Source organism: Lutibacter sp. A64, assembly GCF_022429565.1.
Taxonomy (GTDB): domain Bacteria; phylum Bacteroidota; class Bacteroidia; order Flavobacteriales; family Flavobacteriaceae; genus Lutibacter.
The window spans coordinates 2,779,593-2,804,928 of the sequence record NZ_CP092487.1 but is presented as its reverse complement, the minus strand read 5'-3'; the positions used below and the strand labels follow the sequence as shown (position 1 = coordinate 2,804,928).

Annotated in this window: 26 protein-coding genes; 15 read left to right on the top strand and 11 right to left on the bottom strand. The window is 29.1% G+C overall.

The genetic code is table 11. The annotated features are described in order from the left end of the window. From MKD41_RS11380 to MKD41_RS11370, 3 genes are all read left to right on the top strand, one after another. A complete protein-coding gene (locus tag MKD41_RS11380) occupies positions 1 to 753 on the top strand; it encodes an SH3 domain-containing protein (RefSeq protein ID WP_240242414.1) in 753 nt (250 codons plus the stop codon). Positions 754 to 1,096: 343 nt separating this feature from the next. Further along, positions 1,097 to 1,291, top strand: a complete 195-nt coding sequence (locus tag MKD41_RS11375; protein ID WP_371824263.1) for a group II intron maturase-specific domain-containing protein — start codon at positions 1,097 to 1,099, stop codon at positions 1,289 to 1,291. Between the two features lie 18 nt (positions 1,292 to 1,309). Then, positions 1,310 to 1,543, top strand: coding sequence for a hypothetical protein (locus tag MKD41_RS11370; RefSeq protein WP_240242413.1), 234 nt, complete (start codon positions 1,310 to 1,312; stop codon positions 1,541 to 1,543). Between the two features lie 89 nt (positions 1,544 to 1,632). On the opposite strand, the gene MKD41_RS11365 is transcribed toward MKD41_RS11370, so the two are convergent. From MKD41_RS11365 to MKD41_RS11350, 4 genes are all read right to left on the bottom strand, one after another. Continuing rightward, complete coding sequence (locus tag MKD41_RS11365) at positions 1,633 to 2,544, bottom strand: DUF5655 domain-containing protein (protein ID WP_240242412.1); 912 nt, start codon at positions 2,542 to 2,544, stop codon at positions 1,633 to 1,635. A 951-nt stretch (positions 2,545 to 3,495) separates the two neighbouring features. After that, entirely contained in the window at positions 3,496 to 5,349 is a 1,854-nt protein-coding gene (gene glmS, locus MKD41_RS11360) for a glutamine--fructose-6-phosphate transaminase (isomerizing) (protein WP_240242411.1), read from the bottom strand. A gap of 18 nt (positions 5,350 to 5,367) precedes the next feature. Continuing rightward, positions 5,368 to 6,900 (bottom strand): DUF4270 domain-containing protein, encoded by a 1,533-nt coding sequence (locus MKD41_RS11355; RefSeq protein ID WP_240242410.1) that lies wholly within the window; start codon positions 6,898 to 6,900, stop codon positions 5,368 to 5,370. 29 nt (positions 6,901 to 6,929) lie between these two features. Then, positions 6,930 to 7,736, bottom strand: coding sequence for a glycogen/starch synthase (locus tag MKD41_RS11350; protein ID WP_240242409.1), 807 nt, complete (start codon positions 7,734 to 7,736; stop codon positions 6,930 to 6,932). Between the two features lie 108 nt (positions 7,737 to 7,844). On the opposite strand from MKD41_RS11350, the gene panC reads away from it, so the two are divergent. The 4 genes from panC to radA are packed head-to-tail and all read left to right on the top strand — an operon-like array spanning position 7,845 to position 11,455. Continuing rightward, positions 7,845 to 8,684 (top strand): pantoate--beta-alanine ligase, encoded by an 840-nt coding sequence (panC, locus tag MKD41_RS11345; protein ID WP_240242408.1) that lies wholly within the window; start codon positions 7,845 to 7,847, stop codon positions 8,682 to 8,684. A gap of 38 nt (positions 8,685 to 8,722) precedes the next feature. Further along, entirely contained in the window at positions 8,723 to 9,073 is a 351-nt protein-coding gene (panD, locus tag MKD41_RS11340; protein WP_240242407.1) for an aspartate 1-decarboxylase, read from the top strand. A gap of 2 nt (positions 9,074 to 9,075) precedes the next feature. Continuing rightward, on the top strand, positions 9,076 to 10,056 hold the full coding sequence (locus MKD41_RS11335) for a lysylphosphatidylglycerol synthase transmembrane domain-containing protein (protein ID WP_240242406.1): 981 nt from the start codon (positions 9,076 to 9,078) through the stop codon (positions 10,054 to 10,056). Positions 10,057 to 10,096: 40 nt separating this feature from the next. Next, a complete protein-coding gene (gene radA, locus MKD41_RS11330) occupies positions 10,097 to 11,455 on the top strand; it encodes a DNA repair protein RadA (protein WP_240242405.1) in 1,359 nt (452 codons plus the stop codon). A gap of 79 nt (positions 11,456 to 11,534) precedes the next feature. On the opposite strand, the gene MKD41_RS11325 is transcribed toward radA, so the two are convergent. Continuing rightward, the gene (locus MKD41_RS11325; protein WP_240242404.1) at positions 11,535 to 12,281 is read right to left on the bottom strand and encodes a uroporphyrinogen-III synthase; all 747 of its coding nucleotides are present in this window, start codon (positions 12,279 to 12,281) and stop codon (positions 11,535 to 11,537) included. Positions 12,282 to 12,298: 17 nt separating this feature from the next. Continuing rightward, a complete protein-coding gene (locus MKD41_RS16430) occupies positions 12,299 to 12,961 on the bottom strand; it encodes a DUF4271 domain-containing protein (protein WP_371824262.1) in 663 nt (220 codons plus the stop codon). Positions 12,962 to 13,030: 69 nt separating this feature from the next. Between MKD41_RS16430 and MKD41_RS11320 the strand changes: the two genes are divergently transcribed. From MKD41_RS11320 to MKD41_RS11310, 3 genes are read left to right on the top strand one after another with little or no spacing between them, the layout of a single operon-like run. Beyond that, complete coding sequence (locus MKD41_RS11320; protein WP_240242403.1) at positions 13,031 to 13,750, top strand: polyprenol monophosphomannose synthase; 720 nt, start codon at positions 13,031 to 13,033, stop codon at positions 13,748 to 13,750. Between the two features lie 18 nt (positions 13,751 to 13,768). Beyond that, entirely contained in the window at positions 13,769 to 15,118 is a 1,350-nt protein-coding gene (locus MKD41_RS11315; protein ID WP_240242402.1) for a dihydroorotase, read from the top strand. After that, positions 15,111 to 15,569, top strand: a complete 459-nt coding sequence (locus MKD41_RS11310) for a DUF4296 domain-containing protein (protein WP_240242401.1) — start codon at positions 15,111 to 15,113, stop codon at positions 15,567 to 15,569. Before MKD41_RS11315 ends, MKD41_RS11310 begins: the two co-directional genes overlap by 8 nt. Positions 15,570 to 15,598: 29 nt before the next feature. Here the strand turns inward: MKD41_RS11310 and MKD41_RS11305 are convergent, their stop codons facing one another. Next, complete coding sequence (locus MKD41_RS11305) at positions 15,599 to 16,606, bottom strand: NAD-dependent epimerase/dehydratase family protein (RefSeq protein WP_240242400.1); 1,008 nt, start codon at positions 16,604 to 16,606, stop codon at positions 15,599 to 15,601. A gap of 185 nt (positions 16,607 to 16,791) precedes the next feature. Here MKD41_RS11305 and MKD41_RS11300 point away from each other — a divergent pair, with 185 nt between their 5' ends. The 3 genes from MKD41_RS11300 (at position 16,792) to tyrS (ending at position 20,448) form a co-directional block, all read left to right on the top strand. Next, complete coding sequence (locus MKD41_RS11300; protein WP_240242399.1) at positions 16,792 to 18,261, top strand: potassium/proton antiporter; 1,470 nt, start codon at positions 16,792 to 16,794, stop codon at positions 18,259 to 18,261. 19 nt (positions 18,262 to 18,280) lie between these two features. Further along, the gene (locus MKD41_RS11295; protein ID WP_240242398.1) at positions 18,281 to 19,072 is read left to right on the top strand and encodes a CPBP family intramembrane glutamic endopeptidase; all 792 of its coding nucleotides are present in this window, start codon (positions 18,281 to 18,283) and stop codon (positions 19,070 to 19,072) included. Between the two features lie 80 nt (positions 19,073 to 19,152). Next, positions 19,153 to 20,448 carry a tyrosine--tRNA ligase gene (gene tyrS / locus MKD41_RS11290; protein ID WP_240242397.1) on the top strand — a complete coding sequence of 432 codons (1,296 nt, stop codon included), beginning with the start codon at positions 19,153 to 19,155 and terminating at the stop codon, positions 20,446 to 20,448. Positions 20,449 to 20,546: 98 nt separating this feature from the next. Here the strand turns inward: tyrS and MKD41_RS11285 are convergent, their stop codons facing one another. The 4 genes from MKD41_RS11285 to MKD41_RS11270 all read right to left on the bottom strand — a co-directional run bounded on the left by MKD41_RS11285 (position 20,547) and on the right by MKD41_RS11270 (position 23,670). Beyond that, positions 20,547 to 21,128 carry a GNAT family N-acetyltransferase gene (locus MKD41_RS11285; protein WP_240242396.1) on the bottom strand — a complete coding sequence of 194 codons (582 nt, stop codon included), beginning with the start codon at positions 21,126 to 21,128 and terminating at the stop codon, positions 20,547 to 20,549. A 59-nt stretch (positions 21,129 to 21,187) separates the two neighbouring features. Continuing rightward, positions 21,188 to 22,369: a DUF418 domain-containing protein gene (locus MKD41_RS11280; protein WP_240242395.1), complete on the bottom strand. Its 1,182-nt coding sequence runs from the start codon at positions 22,367 to 22,369 to the stop codon at positions 21,188 to 21,190. 9 nt (positions 22,370 to 22,378) lie between these two features. Then, complete coding sequence (gene trpS, locus MKD41_RS11275; protein ID WP_240242394.1) at positions 22,379 to 23,347, bottom strand: tryptophan--tRNA ligase; 969 nt, start codon at positions 23,345 to 23,347, stop codon at positions 22,379 to 22,381. An 89-nt stretch (positions 23,348 to 23,436) separates the two neighbouring features. Beyond that, positions 23,437 to 23,670 carry a GlsB/YeaQ/YmgE family stress response membrane protein gene (locus MKD41_RS11270; protein WP_240242393.1) on the bottom strand — a complete coding sequence of 78 codons (234 nt, stop codon included), beginning with the start codon at positions 23,668 to 23,670 and terminating at the stop codon, positions 23,437 to 23,439. Positions 23,671 to 23,809: 139 nt separating this feature from the next. On the opposite strand from MKD41_RS11270, the gene MKD41_RS11265 reads away from it, so the two are divergent. Both MKD41_RS11265 and trhA read left to right on the top strand, forming a co-directional pair. Next, positions 23,810 to 24,568, top strand: coding sequence for a lysophospholipid acyltransferase family protein (locus MKD41_RS11265; protein WP_240242392.1), 759 nt, complete (start codon positions 23,810 to 23,812; stop codon positions 24,566 to 24,568). Between the two features lie 25 nt (positions 24,569 to 24,593). Beyond that, a complete protein-coding gene (trhA, locus tag MKD41_RS11260; RefSeq protein ID WP_240242391.1) occupies positions 24,594 to 25,250 on the top strand; it encodes a PAQR family membrane homeostasis protein TrhA in 657 nt (218 codons plus the stop codon). Positions 25,251 to 25,336: the final 86 nt, after the last annotated feature.

Genomic DNA, 25,336 nt, shown 5'->3' with positions numbered 1-25,336 from the left:
ATGAAGAAAATAGTTAGCATAATAGTGTTACTGTTTAGCCTAGTTGCTTACTCACAAGAAGTAGACAAACTATTTGCTGAAGGAAACACATTTTATAAAGAAGAAAATTTTACAAGAGCCGTTGGTGTTTATTTAGCCATTGAAGAACAAGGAATTGAAAGTGACGATTTGTATTTTAATATTGCAAATTGTTATTATAAAATGAATAAAGTTGCACCAGCAATTTATTATTACGAAAAAGCGTTAAAAGTAAATCCTGCAAATGCAGATGCCGCTGCAAATTTAGAATTTGCAAAAAGAATGACAATTGATGTTATTGAAGATTTACCAAAAACATTTTTACAACGTTTTTCGGCAAGTGTAATCCAAAAATTGCATTTTGATACTTGGGCAATAATAGCAGTTTCAGCATCTTTTTTAGCAGCTTTACTGTTTTTATTGTACTATTTTTCTGATGCACCAAGAAAGAAATTATTCTATTTTAATACCAGTATTTTAGCTGTTTTTATTTTAGCAATAACTGTATTTTTTGCTTTTCATAATTATAAAACAGTTCAAAAAAATAGAATTGCAATTATTTTTGACCCAAAAGTTGAAATAATGAATGCTCCTTCTACCAGTAGCGACGAGGTTTTTGAATTGCACGAAGGCACTAAAGTAATTGTTTTGGATGCTTTAGATAATTGGAAGAAAATTAAAATTGCCGATGGTAAAACAGGCTGGATTTCTGCAGATGCTTTAAAAGAAATTTAAATTATTAAATATTTTACTGTAGCTAATTATTCGTTAATCATACACTTCAAATTTAAACATGAATTTTATACGGTTTATGTTTGTAAGGTTAGAGACCATCTATAAATGCCAATTAAAATATAATTTTAATAGATTTAGTATTAATGTATCAAAAATTATTGAAGAATTTACTTATTTTTTTAAGTCAGTTCTTTTTGTGGATTGGGTTTTAGAAGCTTTCATTTAATTCTCGAAACATTTGTATTGTACTCATAATTCAAATATATTAATTTATGAGCTGTTTTAACTGTAACTATAAATGTAGGTATTCCAACTTGTAGTAGCTCATAAAAGTTGGGAAAAGATGAAGCGTAACCTAAAAAGTATCACCAAGAAAACCAAACCAATGTCGTTGTTAGAACGTCTAGAGCGGCTAAATCAAGTCTGTCGAGGGTGGATGAACAACTACCGCTTAACCAACATCTATGCAAAAGTTAAAAAGCTAGATGAATGGCTAAGAATTAAGCGAAGCGAATCACGAATTCAAAAACAAAAATAGAATATATGAGTAAATCGGTTGCGATATTGTATTTGGCACGATTGGAAGAAGCTAGAGAGGAAACGTAAAAACCTGATTCGTTTAGGAATAGAAGCTGGGCAAGCCTACGCTTGGAGTAGAACAAGAATGGGAGGCTGGGCAGTAGCTCAAAGCCCTATTCTAAAGACTACTATTACAGTATCTAGACTTAAACGAAAAGGGTATAAACCTTTGTTAGATTACATTAATAATACGCAAACTTCAATTTGGTGAACCGCCGTATACGAGACCCGTACGTACGGTGGTGTGAGAGGCGCACTCCAGCTATTTTAGTTGGAGCCGTCTACTCGATTAGCATTTCGTTATTTTTTATTCTTTTTCAGAGATTGTTTTATCAGACTCATTATATATTCAATATCCTCATCGTTACTAAATTGTAATTGATAATCTCCATTTCCATAATGCCCAATATTCGAAACATCTCTTGTCAGTTTTTTTGAATCTTCTAATTCTCCTTTTTTCAGATTAATATGAAGTTTAAGAGCATTCTTTTGCACTTGAACATCAACAACGTTTGTTCCTGAAACAAAAGCTATGTATTTCTTCTTTGGTTTAACTTCTAAATCTCCTAAATTTAAAAGTGCGTTTTTGACTTTTTCGTAAAGTTCTTTGTTTTCTTCAGTAGCTCTTTCCAAATGTTCAGATTCCGAGTAAACCTTTATTTCTTTAGCTATTTTGTCAATAGTTTTGTCCGTTTTTGAAATCGTTTTGATACTTTCTTGAGCTCCAGCTTTTTGAATTTGGTCAAATGAAACGGTTTCATTCTCAAATCTTTTCACTTCCCACAATTCAATTGGTAAATCTTTGAAATTTATCGCTTCACGTTGATAGTTGGTGAACTTCGGAGAGACAAACAAAACTCTTGATTGAGACCAATCAACATCAGTCCTTTTCAGCGTTCTATTCTGACTTTCGTTAAATTCAAGTATAAAATCCGCTTTGTTATTTAACATTAGAGACAAATAAGCATAACCTTGGTCAATTACACTAAAGTTTTTATCTCGTTTGTATTCGATTATAACAAAAGCATTCGCTTCTATGTCAAAAGCAAGAGTGTCAATTCGAAAACTATTCAGAGCAAATTCCGATTTCACAAATTCAAGTCCGAATATTGTTTTCAGATTATGTTCTGTTAAATCTTGGATTTCTTTTTCGAGACGAAATGGTTTCTCTTTAATGTACTTTAAGGATTTTTCTATTTTGTATAATGCCATTTATATTCTCGGTTTTTTAATGAATGCCAACGGGCTTTTATAAGATTTGTGCGATTGGAAAAGCGGAGATTTTTCGGACGTAGCAAATCGGTTTGTTAAAATGTTTGTCGGTTCGTACTAGTTCAAATTTAAGCATAAATTTTATGAGGTGTTGTAATTTTTAGCGACACGTTCTACTGATAATTAAATTTAAGTATTTTTCAAGGTTTTTCATCATTGTTCATCATTCAATTTTTTTAACACATATAAAACAATAGGAATTGCAATAATAACTCCTATAACAGCAGCAATGATCAGAGTACCATTTAAAGTTCCATCCGCCCATATATACAGAATTACGGTAAAAAAAATAATTAAGCATACTGTTAAAAATAAATAGTCCTTGCTATTTAATTTATTATTTGGTTTCGAATTTATCATTTTACTTGTTTTTTTGTTCTGCAATTTTTTTTCGTTTCAAATCTCAATCCGTTATGATTTTAAAATCTTGGAATTCATTGAGTTTTCCATTTCAGCTCTCAAATCGGTAAAGAGAAATCGAATTCAGAATTTGTCATTAATTGACTTTTACAACAATTTGAAATTCAAATTCTACTCGAATCAACATTCAGTTCGTAATTTGCTAAAAATCATTTCATTAAGCTAATTTTATTTCTAGCAGAAATTCAATCGAGCTATTAATTACAACTAGTTATATCCATTCAATACTAACTTTTTACAGTTACTATTTATTGGATAAAGTTATATTTTATGTGAGTTTTTGGTATGGCAATTTTTAAAACACATAAATTTATCCTATTCAAATATAAAAAAACTTTTGTTAAGAGTTGTTCTAATTTAGATACGAGAACGTTAATAACGCTTAGGTTATTTGTTACTAATAAAAATAAAAAAGTATAAATTAATAGCAGAAATTGTATTAAAAGATAGAAATAACCATCATTAAAATATTTACTCTACCGTAACAGATTTAGCTAAGTTTCTTGGTTGGTCTACATTACAACCACGCATTACTGCAATATAATAAGACAGTAATTGTAAAGGTATTGTGGTTAATAAAGGTGAAAAAGCCTCTTCTGTTTCTGGAATTTCAATAACGTGATCTGCCATTTCTTTTACTACGGTATCTCCTTTGGTTACTATAGCTATAATTTTTCCTTTTCTAGATATAATTTCTTGTATATTACTTACAACTTTTTCGTAATGCCCTTTTTTGGTTGCTATTACAATTACAGGCATAGATGCATCTATTAAAGCAATAGGTCCGTGTTTCATTTCTGCTGCAGGATAGCCTTCAGCGTGGATATAAGAGATTTCTTTTAGTTTTAGGGCTCCTTCTAAGGCAACAGGAAAATTAAAGCCTCTACCTAAGTATAAACAGTTTGGAGCATCTTTATAAATAGCAGCTATTGCTTCTATTTCTGCATTAATTTTTAATAAATCTTCTACTTTGTTAGGTATTAAGTCTAATTCTTGTAAATAAGTATTAAACACAGCATTAGAAAGTTCGCCTTTTAGGTTTCCTAATTTTAAAGCTATTAAAGAAAGTACTGTTATTTGTGTAGTAAATGCTTTTGTTGAAGCTACTCCAATTTCTGGACCTGCGTGTGTATAAGCTCCAGAATGTGTTTCTCTGGCAATTGTAGAGCCAACAACATTGCAAATTCCAAATACAAAAGCACCATTAGCTTTTGCTAATTTAATGGCGGCCAAAGTATCTGCAGTTTCTCCAGATTGAGAAATTGCAATTACGATATCGTCTTTATTTATTATTGGATTTCTATACCTAAATTCTGATGCGTATTCAACTTCAACAGGAATTCTTGCAAATTCTTCAATTAAATACTCTCCAACCAAACCGGCGTGCCAAGATGTACCACAGGCAATGATTATAATGCGTTTTGCACTTAAAAATTTAGTAATATTGTTATCAATACTGCCCATTTTTATAATGCCTTTATCTGCTAAAAGTCGTCCTCTATAGGTGTCTAAAATTGCGTGTGGTTGTTCGTGTATTTCTTTTAGCATAAAGTGATCGTAACCACCTTTTTCTATTTGTTCTAAGTTAAGTTTTAGCTCTTGTATATTAGGCTCAACAAAAGAATCATCGTTAATTTTTCGGACTCTAATTTCTTTACCGAGTTTAATTATTGCTAATTCTTCATCATCTAAATAAATAGCATCTTTGGTATATTCAATAAATGGAGAAGCGTCAGATGCTATAAAATATTCGGTATTGTTTTCTCCAATACCAATAGCTAATGGGCTTCCTAATTTTGCAACTATAATTTCATCGGATTTGTTAACATCATATACCGCAATTGCATATGCACCCACAACATTTGTAAGTGCTAATTGAACGGCCTTACCAAGTTTGCAGTTATTTTTAAGTTGTATTTCTTCAATTAAATTTACTAAAACTTCTGTATCTGTATCGCTTTTAAAGGTGTAACCTCTATTTATAAGTTCTTTTTTAATGGTATCGTAATTTTCAATAATACCATTGTGTACAATTACTAAATTTCCTGAATTTGATATATGTGGATGCGAATTTTCTGTGCTAGGAATTCCGTGCGTAGCCCAACGTGTATGTCCTAATGCTAAATTTCCCGATGTGTTATTTTGTTCAGCAATTTTTTTTAAAACAGCTACTTTACCTTTGGTTTTAAAGAGTTTTAACTTGTCTTTTTTTGAAGTTAAAACAATTCCAGCGCTATCATAACCACGGTATTCTAATCTTTGTAAGCCGTTAATAACTATTGGATATGCTTCTCTAAAACCTAAATATCCAGTAATTCCACACATAAAAAGTTGTATTTTTAGTTATTTAAGTTCGGTATATGTAATTTCTAATTTAGCTCTTTTTTCTCCGGCACTTTCATTGTGGTTGTATAAAACAACACCTTTTGGAGTCCAACTATAATTTTTTATTGTTAAATCTGTAATACTTGTTAGTGCATCTGTAGAATTATATACTTTAATTCCAAGTTTTGCTAAATCAACAGCTTCATCATCAGATTTTAGTAATTCAGAAATATAATCTGTTACTTTAAATTCGTATTTGTAGGGCAGTTCATCATCGTCTCTTTCTAAATAACCACCAACAGCTGCAGCACCTTCTGTAATCATATCTATAATATGTGTATTTTCATCGTAATTATAGATTAAAAGTTGCTCTGGAGCTATATCTGAAGATGCATTTTGATCTACATATAAAGTTAAAGTTGCATCTGTAATTAACCAATTATTGGCTCTTAATTCAGTTAAATCTTCATTGGTAAACAAATCTACTGTTGCTAACGAACCTGCAGCTCCTTGTACATATATTCTATCGTCTCCAGCTAATTTAGAAGTTGTATAATCTCTATCTAAAATATTTGATTTAAGAGTTCCAAAAGTAAAGTTATATGTATGTTTTGTTCTTACACCATCTTCACCTTTTGTACCATTATCGTTTAAATCTTGCTCGTCTGTTTCATCTTGAGTTTTAGAATAATAAATTACCATTTTTGCATCAGATATATCTAACGATAAAAGATGTGCTTTTTCGTTCATAAATTCTGAAGCTTCAATATATAAACCTCTAAAGTAATGGTTAAAAGAATCACTATCTGAAAATTCTGAGCTTGAAGCGTTTTCAATAAAAAGTTGCTGAATTTGCGTTTCGTTTAACGGCAAATTAATTGAAGGACTTAAATCGTCATTTTTAATAGTATCAATATCATAAACGGTTACACCATCATTTAAATATCTTTTAATATAGGTAACTGTATCGTTTGCATTTACTTTAAATTCTCCTGAAAATAAAGGAATATCTCCTTTTTGAAATTCTTTGTCGGAATAATAAATAGCTTGTTTAGAAGGCTCAGTTGGATCCAGGGTATTTAAAAATGTTTTTAATTCAAATACATCTAATTGAAATGAAACATCTTCATTACCAAATATAGAATCTAATGTAAATTGTGGTTTTCCATCAGAAGAATCATCTATTCTTGTAGATTGGTAAGGAATATTAATAAGCACAGAATCTATTGCTACATCATCTCCATAACCAGTTGCATAACTATCTCCATAGGTTGGTAATGTTAGTTGGGTAACAACTGAAGCTTTTATTTTACCAAATTCTTCATCAGCATAAACTCCTAATAGGTATTGAGATAGGTAATTTGAAGGTACACGATCTATATTTTCATTTGTAGTTATAACTTCTGAGGTTAATTTATTTGTATCAAAAATATCGCTATCAATAAGATTTACTCCTATACTTTCAATTTCTTTTTCACATGAAATTAGTGAAAAAAATACCAAAGAAAATATTCCTAAGTATTTAAATGTACTTACAACTTTTGTTGTCATATTATAGATTAATATTTGTTAGGATTTAACTATAGAACGTTGTTAATGTAAAATTCTGTATATTTATTTTCAAATTCTTCTGGAGGGAAGTAATCTAATATAGGTTTGTCACTTGTTTTTAAATATTCTAATAAATCATCTGGAAGTACTTCGCTACTTTGTATAACGGCATCGGAGTTTTCAATAGCATTTATTAAAATGTTTGTATAATTTGGATTAGCTATAGTTTTAAATTTAGAAGAATCTATCTCGTCAAATTTAATTTTATCACTAAAGTTTGCTTCTAAAGAACCTTCAAAACCATTATTGTAAATAGAAGTTACAATTTTACTATCTGTAAATAAAGGATCATTTTTGTAATATTCTTTAATGTACAAAGGTAAAAGTGAAGCCATCCAGCCATGTACATGGATAATATCTGGAGCCCAATTTAATTTTTTTACTGTTTCAACAACACCTTTTGCAAAAAATATGGCACGTTCATCATTATCTTTAAATAATGCGTTATCTTCATCGGTAAATAATGCTTTACGTTTAAAGTATTCGTCGTTATCTATAAAGTAAACTTGCATTCTTTCTTTAGGAATAGAAGCAACTTTAATAATTAGTGGCATATCCATGTCATTAATTACTAAATTCATCCCAGATAAGCGAATAACTTCGTGTAATTGATGTCTTCTTTCATTAATTAATCCATAGCGAGGCATAAAAATACGTGTTTGACCTCCTTGTCCATGGATCATTTTTGCAACTTCGAAAGAAGTTGTAGATAGTTCATTTTCTGGTAAATAAGGTACAACTTCAGATGATACAACTAATACTCTCTTATCTTTCATATTCCAACTCTTTATTTTAAAGATTACGCAAAATTACGAAAATTTATGTAGATTTTGACTTGAAAAATGTAAGTTTGCACGCTTTTAACGTTTATTAACAAATGTATTATGCTAGTTTTTGCAAAAATAAAATCGGTACAACAAAAAATTGAGTCGTTAAAAAAAGGAACTACAGTTGGTTTTGTGCCAACTATGGGAGCACTTCATAAAGGGCATTTATCGCTAATAGAAAGAGCAAAAAAAGAGAATGATATTGTTGTTGTAAGTGTTTTTGTAAATCCTACTCAATTCGATAAGCAAGAAGATTTAATAAATTATCCTAAAACAATAGAGAAAGATTTATCGCTCTTAAAATCTGTATTTTGCGATTTAGTTTTTGCGCCTTCAGCCAAAGAAATTTATGCGGATAATATAACTTCTCAATCTTTTAATTTTGATGGTTTAGAGTTTCAAATGGAAGGTAAATTTAGAGTAGGACATTTTGACGGTGTTGGAACTATAGTAAAACGTTTGTTTGAAATTGTGAAACCTACAAAAGCATATTTTGGAGAAAAAGATTTTCAGCAACTACAAATTATTAGAAATATGGTAAAAAATCATAAAATTCCGATAAAAATTGTAGGTTGTGAAATTTTTAGAGAAGCTGATGGGTTAGCAATGAGTTCTAGAAATGCTAGACTTACCGAAGCACATAGAGAAGCTGCACCATTTATATATAAAACTTTAAAACAAGCAAAAGTTAAGTTTGGCACAGAAAGTGCTTTAGATGTTGTAAATTGGGTTGAAAATGAGTTTGAAAAACACCCACTTTTTAAATTAGAATATTTTGAAATTGCAGATGAAGAAACACTGCTAACAATTAAAAATAAGAACCCTAAGCAAAAATATAGAGCTTTTATAGCTGTTTTTGCAGGTAAAATTAGACTTATAGATAATATAAGTTTATAAATATGAATAGATTAACACAAAATTATTAATTTTGCATTATGCAGATAGAAGTAGTAAAATCAAAAATTCACAGAGTTAAGGTTACAGGAGCCGATTTACAATATATTGGCAGTATAACTATTGACGAAGATTTAATGGATGCTTCCAATATAATTCAAGGTGAAAAAGTTCAAATTGTGAATATTAACAATGGAGAACGTCTTGAAACATATGCAATTCCAGGTCCTAGAAAAAGTGGAGAAATTACATTAAACGGTCCAGCGGCTAGAAAAGTAGCTAAAGGAGATATTGTTATAATAATTTCTTACGGAATAATGGATTTTGAAGAAGCAAAATCATTTAAGCCATCATTAATTTTTCCAAATGAAAACGATAACTCGTTAACATAAATTTGAAAAAAAAAATTAAAAAATCTATATTTTTAATACTCCCAATATTCTTGGGAGTTTTTTTAGTTTGGTACTCATTATCAAAATTAGAACCTTTGGATATTGAAGCCATTAAAACATCTTTTAAAACGGCTAATTATTGGTGGGTTTTAGTCTCGTTATTATTAGGTATTTTAAGCCATTTATCTCGTGCGTATCGCTGGCAGTTTTTATTAGAACCGTTAGGTTATAAACCCAAATTAGCTAATAGTATAATGTCGGTTTTAATAGCCTATCTATTAAATTTATTTATTCCAAGATCTGGAGAATTTGCACGTGCTGCTAGTGTAAAAAAATATGAAGACATCCCTTTTGAAAAAGCTTTTGGAACTATAGTGGCCGAACGCGTTGCAGATGCAATTATTCTATTAGGTATAATTGGTGTTGCTTTCTTTTTTCAAGCAGAATTAATTAGTAGTTATATTTTTAAAGAAGAAACTTCTAATTATAGTTTGTACACTAAAATAGTTATTTTTATTGTGTTTCCAATAGTTGGGTTTTTTAGTTATAACTATTTAAAAAAATCTAAAAATGTTTTTATTGTAAAGCTTATTACCTTTGTAAATGGACTAATAGACGGTGCTAAAAGCATTTTTACAATGCAAAAAAAATGGAAATTTATAGCGCATACAGCTTTTATTTGGGGAATGTATATTCTTATGTTTTACGCCGTAACATTTGCATTACCAGAAACCACTAATTTATCTTTTGCAGCTATAATTGTAGGGTTTGTTGTTGGTAGTTTAAGTATGGCACTAACAAATGGAGGTTTAGGTACCTATCCGCTTTTAGTTGCAGGAGCGTTGGTTTTATATAAAATAGATTTTAATGCTGCCTTAGCTTTTGGGTGGATAATGTGGACAGCTCAAACTTTAATGGTTATTTTATTTGGAAGCTTATCGTTAATTTTAATTCCGATTTACAATAAATATCAAAAAAAATAAGGTATTTCTTTATATCTTTATTTTTTAAACTTTAATACAAATGGCAAAAGTAAAAACTTCTTTTTTCTGTCAGAATTGTGGTACGCAATATGCAAAATGGTTAGGGCAATGTAAAGCTTGTAACGAGTGGAATACTATTGTTGAAGAGGTAATACAAAAGGAAGAAAAAAGAAATTGGAAACAAACATCTTCAGTTAAAAAAACAAACAAAGCTCTAAAAATAAATGAAATTGTTTTAGATAAAGAAGATAGAATTTCTACACGAAACAATGAGTTAAATCGTGTTTTAGGTGGTGGTTTGGTAAAAGGATCTATGACGCTTTTAGGAGGTGAACCAGGTATTGGAAAATCTACCTTATTACTACAAATAGCATTGGCAATTCCTAAAAAAGTACTGTATGTATCCGGCGAAGAAAGTCAGAGCCAAATTAAAATGCGCGCAGAACGGTTACAAATTAAAAATACAAATTGCCTAATTTTAACTGAAACAAATACGCAACATATTTTTAAAGCGATAGAAGAAGTTCAGCCAGAAGTTGTTGTTATAGATTCTATTCAAACATTATATACCGAATATATTGAGGCTTCTCCAGGTTCAATCTCTCAAATTAGAGAAACTACTGCAGAGCTTATAAAATTTGCAAAAGAAACCGCTACTCCAGTATTATTAATTGGACATATTACCAAAGATGGAAATATTGCTGGACCAAAAATTTTGGAACATATGGTAGATGTTGTACTGCAATTTGAAGGTGATAGAAACCATACCTATAGAATTTTACGAGCCAATAAAAACCGTTTTGGTTCTACAGCAGAACTTGGTATTTACGAAATGCAAAATATTGGTTTAAGAGAGGTTGATAATCCTTCAGAAATATTAATTTCTCAAAAAGAAGATAATTTAAGCGGTACTGCAATTGCGGCAACTTTAGAAGGTATGCGCTCTTTAATGATAGAAGTTCAGGCATTGGTAAGTACAGCAGTTTATGGTACGCCACAGCGCTCTGCAACGGGTTACGATCTTAAAAGGTTGAATATGTTATTAGCCGTTTTAGAAAAACGTGCAGGTTTTAGATTGGGAGCAAAAGATGTTTTTTTAAATATTGCCGGTGGTATTAAAGTAGATGATCCTGCAATAGATTTAGCAGTTATTAGCGCAATATTATCCTCTAATGAAGATGAAGCTATTCCACAAGATTTTTGTTTTGCAGCAGAAATTGGATTAGCGGGTGAAATTAGAGCAATAAATAGAGTAGAGCAGCGTATTTTAGAAGCTGAAAAGCTAGGTTTTAATAAGGTATTTATTTCAAAATTTAATAAAATAAGCTCAAAACAATACGCCATTAAAATTGTAAAAGTTGCAAAGGTTGAAGATATTTATGCTAATCTATTCGCATAAAAAACATCCTAAATCTCGCTTAGAGTATTAGGATGCTTTTTTATATAATTTTATAGAAGTTTCTTATCTAAAGAAAAAACTACTTTTTATTAGCTTTTAAAATATATTTTTCCAACGCCATAGTCATAGATGGAGTTTCAGGTGTTGGAGCTTCAATATTACATTTTAAACCAGCTTGTTTAGCTGCTTTTACCGTTGAATTTCCAAACACTGCAATTCGGGTATTATTTTGTTTGAAATTTGGAAAATTTTGAAATAATGAATCTATTCCAGACGGTGAAAAGAAAACTAAAATATCATAGAAAACGTTTTCTAAGTTAGATAAATCGCTAACAACTGTTTTAAATAAAATAGCTCTAGTCCAATTTACTCCAAGTTCGTTTAAAGTATCTGGTATAATATCTTTTAATTTATCAGATGATGGAAGTAAAAACTTCTCATCTTTATATTTTTTTATAATTGTTGATAGTTCTGGAAACGTACGTTTTCCAACGTAAATTTTACGTTTACGGTACACAACATATTTTTGTAAATAGTATGCTACTGCTTCAGATTGACAAAAATATTTCATTGTATCTGGCACTGTAAAACGCATCTCTTCTGCTACTCTAAAAAAGTGGTCAACAGCATTTCTACTAGTTAAAATAATAGCAGTAAACTTGCTTAAATCAATTTTTTGAACACGTACTTCTTTTGCTGAAACACCTTCAACATGAATAAATGGAACAAAGTCAATTTTTACTTTTTGTTTTTCAATTAAATCGGTATAAGGAGAGTTCTCGGTCTTAGGAGCTGGCTGAGAAACCAAAATTGTTTTCACTTTCATAAACTGCAATTTTGTGTTTAAATGGTTGATTTTATTATAATTACTAAGGGTGCTATTTCAAGGGCACAAAGGTACAAAATAAAATAAAATAAGTTATTAATTGTCAACTTTTTATTATTTGCTATTAAAATACCATACCTTAGAATTGCTAAAATTATAAAAATTATTAATGTTATTTTTAAAATAATATGACTAAAATACTTTGAATATGAAATTAAAACTAAAAATGGTAATAGCCATAAAATCAAATTGTTAGTAAGGTTTACTTTATCGTAATATATTTTTTTATGAATAGTTTCTAAATTAAAAATGACAGCTAAAAATAACCCAATTAAAAATCGTGCTAAAAAATATAAACCGACTCCTATTAAGATTTTTAGGTATAAAATATAACCAATATTTGATGTTTTTACGTTAAAAACATCGGTTAAAAAGTATAGTAATAGCGAAATACTTAAGAGTTGTACACTAAAAGATAGTATTTGAAATAGGTTAAAAAAGATATTTTTTTCTTTGTTAAAATAACTTGTTAATTTATTATTTTTTAAAAAAAAGATACTTGTAAACAGTAGCCTGTTAGCAAATAAAAATTTTTGGACAGCTAATACTATAAAAATTATTAAAAAAATAATTGTAATCCAATCATTATTTTGACTTATTATATTTTCTGCTTCAATCATTAAGTAAGTTACTATTTTATCGCAAAATTAGTGATTAATTGTTTTATCTTTGCAGCAAAATTGATCTATATGGCCAATACGCTGGTAATAATACCAACTTTTAACGAGAAAGAAAATATTGAAGCAATAATTCTCGCTGTTTTTCAGCAAGAAAAGGAATTTGATATTTTAATTGTTGATGATAATTCACCAGATGGAACTGGTATTATTGTTAAGGATTTGCAGAAAAAGTTTCAAAATTTATTTTTAGAAGTAAGAACCGAAAAGCAAGGTTTAGGCACTGCTTATATTCACGGTTTTAAATGGGCTTTAGAAAGAAATTACGATTATGTTATTGAAATGGATGCCGATTTTTCGCACAATCCAAACGATTTAATAAGGTTGTATAATGCTTGTGCAAATGACGGTGCAGATTTTTCTATAGGCTCTAGATATTTAAATAATAAAATTAATGTTGTAAATTGGGATATTAAAAGACTTATTTTATCTTATTTTGCTTCAAAATATGTTAAAATTATAACCCAAATACCTATTTACGACACTACTGCTGGTTTTGTTTGTTATAGGCGTAAAGTTTTAGAAAGTTTAGAATTAGATAAAATAAAATTTGTAGGATATGCGTTTCAAATTGAAATGAAATTTAAAGCTTGGAAAAGAAAATTCAAGCATAAAGAAGTTTCAGTTATATTTACAGATAGAAAAAAAGGAACATCAAAAATGAGTGGATCTATTATTTCCGAAGCTGTTTTTGGTGTTATAAAAATGAAAATTGCAGGAATTCCAAAATAAATTTAAGAAGAAGAACCCATGAGTTTAACACTTATAAAAAATGCCCAAATTGTAAACGAAGGTACAATAATGGAAGGAGATGTATTAATAGATGGTGAATATATTGTAGATATTGATACTTCAATTAGTTCAAAATCTTCAGATACATTAGTAATTGATGCAGAAGGTAAATATTTAATTCCTGGAGCAATAGATGATCAAGTTCATTTTAGAGAGCCAGGGTTAACACAAAAGGCAACTATAGAAACTGAAAGTAAAGCTGCTGTAGCTGGAGGAATTACTTCTTTTATAGAAATGCCAAATACGGTGCCGCAAGCAACAACTCAAAAATTATTAGAAGATAAATTTGAAATTGCTTCAAAGTCATCGTATGCAAATTATTCTTTTATGTTTGGCGGAACAAATAATAATATAGAAGAGTTGTTAAAAACCAACCCTTCTAATGTTGCCGGAATTAAACTTTTTTTAGGTTCATCTACAGGAGATATGTTAGTAGATGATCAAGAGGTTTTAGAAAAAATATTTTCTTCAACAAAAATGTTAATCGCTGTACATTGTGAAGATGAAGCTACTATAAAAAAGAATTTAGAAACGTATTTAAATGAATATGGAGACGATATTCCAATAGAAATGCATCCTAAAATTAGAAGCGAAGAAGCTTGTTATTTATCGTCTTCAAAAGCAATTGAACTTGCAAAAAAAACGGGTGCACGTTTGCACGTTTTTCACCTTTCAACAGCTAAAGAAACAGCGCTGTTTTCTAATAAAATTCCTTTAGAGAAAAAACAAATTACAGCAGAAGTTTGTGTACATCATTTAACTTTTGACGATAGTAATTATAAAACAAAAGGAACGTTGATAAAATGGAATCCAGCTGTAAAAACTGAAAACGATAAAAATGGTTTATGGAAAGCATTGTTAGATGATAGAATTGATGTTATTGCTACAGACCACGCCCCGCATACTTTAGAAGAGAAACAACAAGTATATAGCAAAGCACCTAGTGGCGGACCATTAGTACAACATGCTTTACCAGCAATGTTAAAAGCATATAGACAAGGAAAAATAGCTATCGAAAAAATTGTTGAAAAAATGTGCCATAATCCTGCTAAAATTTTCAAAATTGAAAAAAGAGGATTTATAAAAAAAGGATATTATGCCGATTTAGTTTTAGTAGATATTGCATCTCCTTGGACCGTTAAAAAAGATAATATCTTATACAAATGTGGGTGGTCTCCTTTTGAAGGTACTACGTTTTATTCTAAAATTACACATACGTTTGTAAACGGAAATTTAATGTATAATAATGGAAAGTTTAACGATACAATAAAAGGACAAAGATTACTGTTTAATAGAACCAATGAATAAATTTATATACATACTTTTTATAAGTTTTTTAATGTTTAGTTGCACTAGCAATACAATATTAAAAAAACCTGATAATTTGATACCTGAAGATCAAATGGTAGATTTATTAACAGATTTATTTTTGGCTATTAATGCTGAAAATACAAAAAATCTACAGTTAGAAAGACAGGTTAATTATTATCCTTTAATATTTGAAAAATACAATATAGATAGTACACAATTTAAAGAAAGTAATTTTTATTATACTTCTAGAGTAGATGAATATGATGAGCTTTTATTGAAAGTTGAAGAGCGTTTAAAAGTTTTAGATGAAAAATATGAAACCTTAAAAAGACAAGAAGACTCAATTGTAAATGCTGAAACTCTTTTAAAAAATAAAGTTGCTGACTCAATTAAAAACCTTAAAAAAAGAGTCTTAAAACCTGTTAAAGAAAATTTAAAAAAAAAGTAAGGTTTTTAATGTGCTCACTTTGTTAAATTTTAAATATCTTTTAAAAATAATTTACAAATACTATCTATGCTTTTTGAAATAGGTTCAAATTTAAAATCTAGTGTTTTTTTAATTTTTTCAGAAGAAAAATATCGCTTTTGATGGATTGATTTTGAAGAATGCTTGGTTAAAAGTGGTGGTTTATTTATTAAAAAAGATTTTATTGTTTCTAAACGCCAACCAATTTCACTCATAAGTTTTGTTGCTTTAATAGTTGGTTTTTTCTTGTTGAATTTTAAAGCAATAATGTTAAAAATTTCTCGGAAACTTATATTTTCTGAAACAAGTATAAATCGTTCATTTTTTACATCACTTTTCATTAATAAAATCATTGCTTTTACCACATCGTTAACAGAAACATAACCCGTAATTCCTTCGGAATAAAATTTAAAACCTTTGTGAATTTTAGAGAAAAGATTGCCAGAACCAGTGTTCCAAAAACCAGCTCCTAAAATAACACCCGGATTTACAATTACCACCGGAATTCCTTCTTGTGAAGCGCGCCAAATCTCAATTTCAGCACCATATTTTGAAATTGCATATCCATAATTGCTTTTTTCAATATCCCACTCGTTAGATTCATCAATATATTTAGAATTTATAGACCTTCCAACAGCAGCAATAGAACTAACAAAACAGAGTTTTTTTATGTTATTTTCAATGCTTAAGTTTACAATATTAGCAGTGCCTTCTATATTAACTTTACGTAATTTGTTATAATCTTTTGGGTTAAAAGAAACCAATGCTGCAGAATGATAGACTTCTGTTATGTTTTTAAATGCTTTTTCCAGTGTAACAATATCTGTAATATCTGCTTCAACCCATTCAATTTTTTTAAATAATTTTTCAAAATCTGTAGAAAAATAGCTAAATACATTTTTAACAGCCTCTAAGTTGCTTTTTTTTCTATAAATGGCTCTTATTGTATCGTTTTCTAAAGAAAGTTGATACAATAAATGTGAGCCCACTAAACCTGTTCCTCCTGTAACTAATATCATAAAACGAAAGTAACAAAAATGTTTTTGTATTAATAGTTTTGTTGGGTTGTTTATTTAATTTATAATGCGCAAATAATGTTTGTTTTTCAATAAAAACATTATTTTTGATGATATGCTATAGAAGTTTCAATGTTGAATAATTATGAAGCGTTATTGTATAATGAAAATTTAAACTTTAAAAACGAATGGATTTAACGATTGAAAATATATTATTAGTTGGCTCATTATTATTGCTTGTAAGTATTTTTGCAGGTAAAACCTCTTATAAATTTGGTGTTCCAACCTTATTGCTTTTTTTAGCTATTGGAATGTTGGCAGGCTCCGATGGTATTGCTGGAATCCATTTCGATGATCCAAAATTGGCGCAATTTATAGGTATTGTATCTCTTAATTTTATTTTATTCTCTGGAGGGCTAGATACCAACTGGACAGCTGTTAAACCTATTCTTTGGGAAGGAATTGCATTATCAACATTAGGTGTTTTACTTACAGCAATTTCTTTAGGTACTTTTGTTTGGTTTATTACAGATTTCACTATTTATGAAAGCTTGTTGTTAGGTTCTATAGTATCATCAACAGATGCCGCCGCCGTATTTTCTATTTTACGTTCAAAAAGTTTGGCTTTAAAAACAAATTTAAGACCTACTTTAGAGTTAGAAAGTGGTAGTAACGATCCAATGGCTTATGTATTAACTATTGCTTTTTTAACGTTGGTAATTAATCAAGATCAAAGTTTTTTATCTATAATTCCAATGTTTTTACAACAAATGGTTTTAGGTGGTATTTTAGGTATCGCTTTTGGAGTATTAAGCAAGTATACTATTAACAAAATTAAACTTGATTTTGAAGGGCTTTACCCTGTTTTAGTTATTACTTTAATGTTTATTACATTTTCTGCAACTGATTTTGTTGGTGGTAACGGATTCCTTTCTATTTACATATGTGCTGTTTATTTAGGAAATCAAGATTTAATACATAAAAAAACCATTTTAAAAATGTTTGATGGTTTGGCTTGGTTAATGCAAATTGTTTTATTCCTTACATTAGGGCTACTTGTATTTCCTTCTGAAATTATTCCATATATGGGCATTGGATTACTTATTTCAGTATTTTTAATTGTAATTGCAAGACCAATTGGTGTATTTTTAAGCCTTCTATTCTTTAAAATGAAGCTGAGAAGACGATTTTATATTTCTTGGGTAGGTTTACGTGGAGCTGTTCCAATTGTGTTTGCTACATACCCACTTTTAGCAGGAATTGATAAAGCAAATATGATTTTTAATATTGTATTTTTTATTTCGGTTACCTCTATTTTAATTCAAGGAACTACACTTTCTGTTATTGCAAAATGGTTGCATGTTGGATTACCAGAAAAAGCGAAAAAATTAAATGCAACCGATTTGTTGTTGGAAGAAAATCCAAAGGCCGAAATGAAAGAACTTTTAATAACGTCCGATTGTTATGCTGTAGATAAAAAAATTGTAGAATTAGGCTTTCCTAAAAATGCCATAATTGCTATGATTAAAAGAGATGATAGTTATATTATTCCAAATGGTTTAACTATAATTGAAGTACATGATACGCTTATTGTTTTAGCCGATAGACCTCAAATTTTTGAAGAAGTTTATAAAACACTTAAATCACAAAAAATATAGGAGGTTTTAATTTAAAATAATGACAGTTGTTAAAGCCATTTTACTTACCTTATTATTTATTTTTATATTTAGTTTATTTCAATTAGGCTTTGGTTTTTTGTTTTTTGAAACAGATTTAATACCTCAATATTTACAAACACATTTTGGAATAACTATATTAATATCATTTATAATTTCTTATCTGCTACTGTTTAAGTTTTTTTGGAAAACAAATCTAAATATTAAGAATACGTTGAGTTTTAAAAATTACAATTTTAAAATTGTAATTTACCTAATTGTACTTGTTTTAGGATTTCAATTATTAAACAAACCACTATGGGATTTAGAGCGAATTTGGAATTATTTTATGTATTCAGAAAATACTACTGATTATAATGCTTTCAATGGATTTAACCTAATTTATTTGTACCGCTTATTAGCAATCTTAATTGTTTCACCTGTTTTTGAAGAACTATTCTTTAGAAAATTTTTATTACAAAAATTAGTAGAAAAAAATAATGAAAAAGTTGCTATAATAGTTTCAAGTTTATGCTTTGCTATTATTCATATTGAAACTCCACTTAATTTATTTCCAACCTTTATTTTTGGAATAATAAGTAGTTTAATTTATATAAAAACAAAAAAAGTAGGGTATGTTATCTTACTTCATTTTTTGTATAATTTATTTGATCAAATGCTTTATGTTTCAAATGTTAATTATGATAATTGGTTACTAAGCCTAAATTTTAATCTTTCTTATTGGGTATTATTTTTAGCAGGAATTGTAATAACGTATTTTGGAACAAAAAAAATACTAGCAGTACCACAATAAATGTAATTATTTTTTCATTAATTGAAGCTAAATAGGTAGAACTACAAACTAAAATTTTATCTTTGCTGAAATTTAAAATTTTGAAAATGAATTTTGTTGAAGAACTTAAATGGAGAGGCATGTTACACGACATTATGCCTGATACAGAAGAATATTTATTAAATAACAAAACTAGAGGTTATATTGGTTTTGACCCTACTGCAGACTCGTTGCATATTGGAAGTTTAGTGCCTATTATTATATTAATGCATTTTCAAAAAGCAGGTCATTATCCAATAGCATTGGTTGGTGGTGCCACTGGAATGGTTGGAGATCCTTCGGGAAAATCTGATGAACGTAATTTGTTAGATGAAGCTACTTTAGCTAAAAATGTTGCTGGAGTACAAGGACAATTAGCTCGTTTTTTAGATTTTGAAGGTACAATTGAAAATAAAGCAGAATTGGTTAATAATTACGATTGGATGAAAGAAATTTCACTAATTGAATTTGTACGTGATGTTGGTAAACATATTACTGTAAACTATATGATGGCTAAAGATTCTGTGAAAAAACGTTTTTCTCCAGATTCTGAAGCAGGAATGAGCTTTACAGAGTTTACATACCAATTATTTCAAGGTTACGATTTTTACCATTTGTACAAAGAAAAAAATTGTATGCTTCAAATGGGAGGTTCAGATCAGTGGGGAAATATTACTACCGGAACTGAGCTAATTAGAAGAAAAGCCCAAGGGAAAGCTTACGCACTTACATGTAAGTTAATTACAAAAGCAGATGGTACAAAATTTGGTAAAACTGCTGGTGGAAATGTGTGGTTAGATGCCAACAGAACTTCACCTTACAAATATTACCAATACTGGTTAAATTCTTCAGATGAAGATGCAGAAAACTATATAAAAATATTTACTTTTTTAGACAGAGAAACCATTGAAGCTTTAATTGAAGAACACAGACAAGCACCACATTTACGTATTTTACAAAAGAAAATTGGTGAAGAGGTAACTGTAATGACCCACGGAAGAGAAGCTTATGAAAATGCTATAAAGGCTTCAAATATATTGTTTGGAAAATCTACTACTTCAGATTTAAAGAATCTAGATGAACAAACATTTTTAGATGTTTTTGAAGGTGTTCAACAAGCAGAAGTTTCACGTGCTGTAGTTGAAAATGGATTGGATATTGTTGCTGCTTTTGCCGAAAACGGATTTTTAAAATCTAACGGAGAAGTACGTAGAGCTTTAAAAGAAAACTCTATTTCTGTAAATAAAGAAAAAGTAAAAGACGGGTATGTAATTACACCTTCAGACTTAATTACAGATAAATTTGTACTATTACAACGCGGTAAAAAAACATATTTTTTATTAAAAGTAGTTGAATAGATAGTAATTATTAAAACGTATTTTTTAAAAATATTAAACTTTCATTTTATTCTGTAATACGGGTAAGATGGAAGTTTTTTTATGGTTATTTATTTATATTAATTTAAGCGTAAAAAGTACATTGGAAAACCTAAAACGTCTTCTTTCTTTTGAATTTTAAACCCGAATTTCTGATACATTTTTACGTTTTTTTCAGAAGCAGCATCGATTATTACTGGTAATTGGTTGTTTTTAAGGTGCTTTTTAACTTCTAACATTAAACGGGCAGCAGTACCACTTCCATCATATTCTTTTTTAATACCCATAATTACGGGTCTTATGTGTTTTTCTTTCGGATAGTATCTAGCAGCAATTAATTGTCTTTTTAATACTTTAAAAACACGTTTAAAGCCAATGCATTTAAATATGAGTTTAACATCTAATAAAAGAGTGCTAAAAGTGGTTTTTTCTTGATGAGGGAATTTTAATAAAATACAAGCTTTATTGTTATCAGAAATATAAATTTCTCCAAAACGTATACTTCTTTCAAATAAGTATTCCATTAATAGTTGCATCCGTTCAATTCTTTTTTTGTCTTGTTTTAATACAAGATTTATAGAATTTTTTTCTTTTAAGGGTGAAAATGCAGAAACTAAAATTTCAGATACTAATTGTTTATCTATGTCAGTAGCTTTTCTCAAAATAAGTATCTGAAATTTTTAATAAATTAAGTTTCTAATATCTTTAATCAATTTGGCTCTTATTTTTTAGAATTTAACCAGGTTAAGTTATGCCAAATTTGTTCTAAAGGACCACGTTTGTGATTTTTCATCCACCAGGAACTAAATGTTATTAAAATAATAGAACATACAATTCCAATTAATAAGCTATAAGTTGCACCGGTGTATTTGTACAAGCCAAAACCAAATCCATAGTAAAGAGTAGTACCAATTATTGTTTGAAAAATATAATTAGATAAACTCATTTTTCCCATTGGAGAGAAAATATTCAATATTTTTTGCCAAAATTTAGAAAAATAAAGTAATAAAAATCCAGACATTAATACAAACGTAAAAGCAAAGTTAGTCCATGATTTTTCAATTGCTTTAACAGTTACTCTTATGGCTTTATCATCAATAGAACCAATTAGGTTTTTTTGAATGTAAAACAATGGAATAAATAGTATTATAGAGACGATAAAAACCTTCAACCAAAATCGCTTATTTTTGTTTGTAAGGACAAATAAATTCTTTTTTGAAGCTACCATTCCAAGAATAAATAAACAAAGTAAATGAAAAAATCGTCCATTTTCCCAGCTCCATAACCAAACAGCTTTTTTACCATTGGTAAGGTTTCCTTTAATAGTTTCTATTAGAGAACTTTCAGGTATATATTCATTTAGTTTTCCAAAATATGCCCAAGATTGAGGATCGCCAACCTCAATTCCAGGATTTTGAAAATAGTAAATAAGCTTTCCAATTTCAAAAGGTTGAAGAAATAAAAGAAATGCTACTATTAAAACTACTTTTGATTTTAGTTTAGCAAACGGAATTAAAAATAAACCAACAAAAGCATAAAGTGTTAAAATATCACCTTCATAAAATGCTGAGTTTATCATTCCAAACATAAAAAGAAGCAATAATCTCCAAGCAAATCGTAATCTAAAATCGTTTCCTCTTTTGGCTTGGTTATTCATTTGGATAAAGAAAGTTACCCCAAACAAAAAGGCAAACATAGCGTATGATTTTCCTGCAAATAAAAAGAAAGTACTATCCCAAATTGTTTGATCCAATTGAATCATCCAATTTGGTAAGTTTTTTGGTTTAAAAAAGAAGTCGAAATGTTCTAAATTGTGTAGAAGCATTATGGAAACCAAGGCAAAACCTCTTAAAGCATCGACATTTAAGAGTCTTTGTTTTGTGTTTAACGATGATGTTTTCATAGTTTACTTTTAATATCCCAACTTAGCTCTTACTCTTTTTAAAACTTCAGCAGCTACAACTCTCGCTTTTTCAGCACCAATAGCTAAAGCTTTATCAACTTCATCTAAATTTTCCATATAGTAGTTGTAACGCGCTCTTTCTTCAGAAAACTTATTGATTAATAATTCATAAAAAGCTTGTTTTGCGTGTCCGTAACCATAATTTCCACCTTCATAATTAGCTCTCATTTCAGCAACTTCTTCTGGAGAGGCTAATAATTTGTACAATGCAAATAAATTACACGTATCTGGGTTTTTAGGTTCTTCTAATGGTGTAGAGTCTGTTTTAATCTTCATAATTTGTTTACGAAGCTGTTTATCTGGTAAAAATAAATTAATAATATTTCCATTAGATTTGCTCATTTTCCCACCGTCAGTTCCTGGTACCCACATAGATCCTTCCTGAATTTTAGCTTCTGGCGGAATTAAAGTGTCTCCCATTTGATGATTAAATCTGTTTGCTACATCTCTGGTAATTTCTAAATGTTGTAACTGATCTTTTCCAACAGGTACAATTTCAGCATCGTATAATAAAATATCTGCAGCCATTAGCATTGGGTATTCAAATAAACCTGCATTTACATCATCTAACCTTCCTGCTTTGTCTTTAAAACTGTGTGCTAGAGTTAACCGTTGGTAGGGAAAAAAACAACTTAAATACCAAGAAAGTTCTGTTGTTTCAGGAATGTCACTTTGTCTATAAAAAACATTTTTTTCAACATCTAGTCCAAAAGCAAGCCAAGTTGCTGCAACATTATAAGTGTTATTACGTAATTCTTCCCCGTTTTTTATTTGGGTAAGTGAATGCATATCTGCAATAAACAAAAAAGATTCTTCTTTAGAATTATTTGCCATTTTAATTGCTGGAATAATTGCACCTAATAAGTTTCCTAAGTGTGGAGTTCCTGTACTTTGAACTCCTGTTAAAATTCTTGCCATTTTTATTTTATTTAAGTAGCAAAAGTAAGTATTTCAATTGCATAAAAAAAGCGACTTATAGAGTCGCTTTAAAAAAAAATTGAAATAAATTATTTTTTAAATAAGCCAGCAATATATAGTACTATAACCGCACCAACAACGGAAGTACCAATTGAAGGGAGAATTCCTCCTCCAAAGTCAATTCCTAAAAATCCAAAAAACCAACAGCCAACAATTCCACCGATAATTCCTAAAATAATGTTTATAAATAATCCAAATCCACCGCCCTTCATAATTTTACCTGCTAACCATCCAGCTATTGCACCAATAATTAAAAAATTCATATTAAGGTTTTTTAAAATTAAAAAGAAGATATCAATTTATTTTGTCAGTAGCATACTTAAATTACTGTAAGCAAAAAGATTTTGTTGTTTATAATAATTTTTAATGCTTTTTTAGTTTAAATATTTACTTTTGAACCTTATGAAGATATTTAAATACATATTTTATATTTTTTGGCGTTGTTGGTTTTATGGTTGGGTGTTATTTAGCATAATTGCTATTTTTCCAGTACTTCTTGTAGTTACTTCTTCAGAGAAATTTTATCCAACTTTTTTTAAAATTGCCCAAGCTTGGGGTAGAACCTTGCTTTTTGTTATGGGTTTTAAAATTGAGTTACAAAAAGAAGAAATACAAGACGGTACAAAAAGCTATATGTTATGTCCAAACCATACTTCAATGATTGACGTTATGGTAATGTTGGCTTTGGCAAAAAATCCCTTTGTTTTTGTTGGTAAAAAAGAGCTTACCAAAATTCCAATTTTTGGTTATTTTTATAAACGAACCTGTATAATTGTTGATAGAAGTGATTCTAGAAGTAGAAAGGCGGTGTTTGATGAAGCTAGAAAAAAATTATGTAACGGTTTAGATGTATGTATTTTTCCTGAAGGGTTGGTTCCTGATGATGAAAGTGTAGTGTTGGCAGATTTTAAAAACGGTGCTTTTCGTTTAGCTATTGAACATCAAATACCAATTGTTCCAATTACCATGTACGATTGTAAAAAACGATTTTCATACACGTTTTTTAGTGGAAGCCCAGGTAAATTACGTGTAAAAATTCATCATTTTATTAAAACAGAAGGTCTTACTGTAAAAGAAAGTGCTATTGTAAAAAATAAAACGTTTGATTTAATTTATAACGAACTAATTTCTGATGTAAAAAAGCAACTAAAAAATACTTAAATATTGTTAATTTCGTTGAGTATAAATGGATTTAAATAACATAACATATTACAGCCCAAAGGAAGAAAAATTAAATGTAATTTCTCATGCATTTGGTTTGGTTTTAAGTATAGTTGCGTTGGTATTACTGGTGGTTTTTGCAAGTTTAGAGGGTTCTGTTTGGCATATTGTTAGTTTTAGTATTTATGGAGCAAGCTTAATTGTACTGTATGCCGCATCAACTTTTTATCATAATTCTAAAAAGCCAAAATTACGTTATCGTTTAAATATTTTCGATCACGCATCAATCTATGTTTTAATTGCGGGTACTTATACCCCTTTTACCTTGGTGGTTTTAGATGGTTGGGTTGGTTGGACTATTTTTGGTATTTCTTGGGGGCTGGCACTAACAGGTGTAATTTTAAAACTTTTTTATATTGGTAAATACGATAAAATTTCAACTATAGCTTATGTTTTAATGGGGTGGCTTATTGTTTTTGCAATAAAACCTTTAATTCAAAATTTACCAATTGAAGGATTAATGTGGTTGCTAGGAGGTGGAATTTCATATACAGTTGGTGCTATTCTATACAGTATAAAGCGTATTAAATACAGCCATTTTATATTTCATATTTTTGTTTTGTTAGGTAGTTTTTGCCATTTTATAGCAGTATTTTTTTATGTATTACCAATAAAAAAATAATACAATAAAAATTTGAAATTAAAATTTTATCTCATTCCTTTTTTAGTAACTTCATACTAAATTTGCTAAACACTTAAATACCTTCT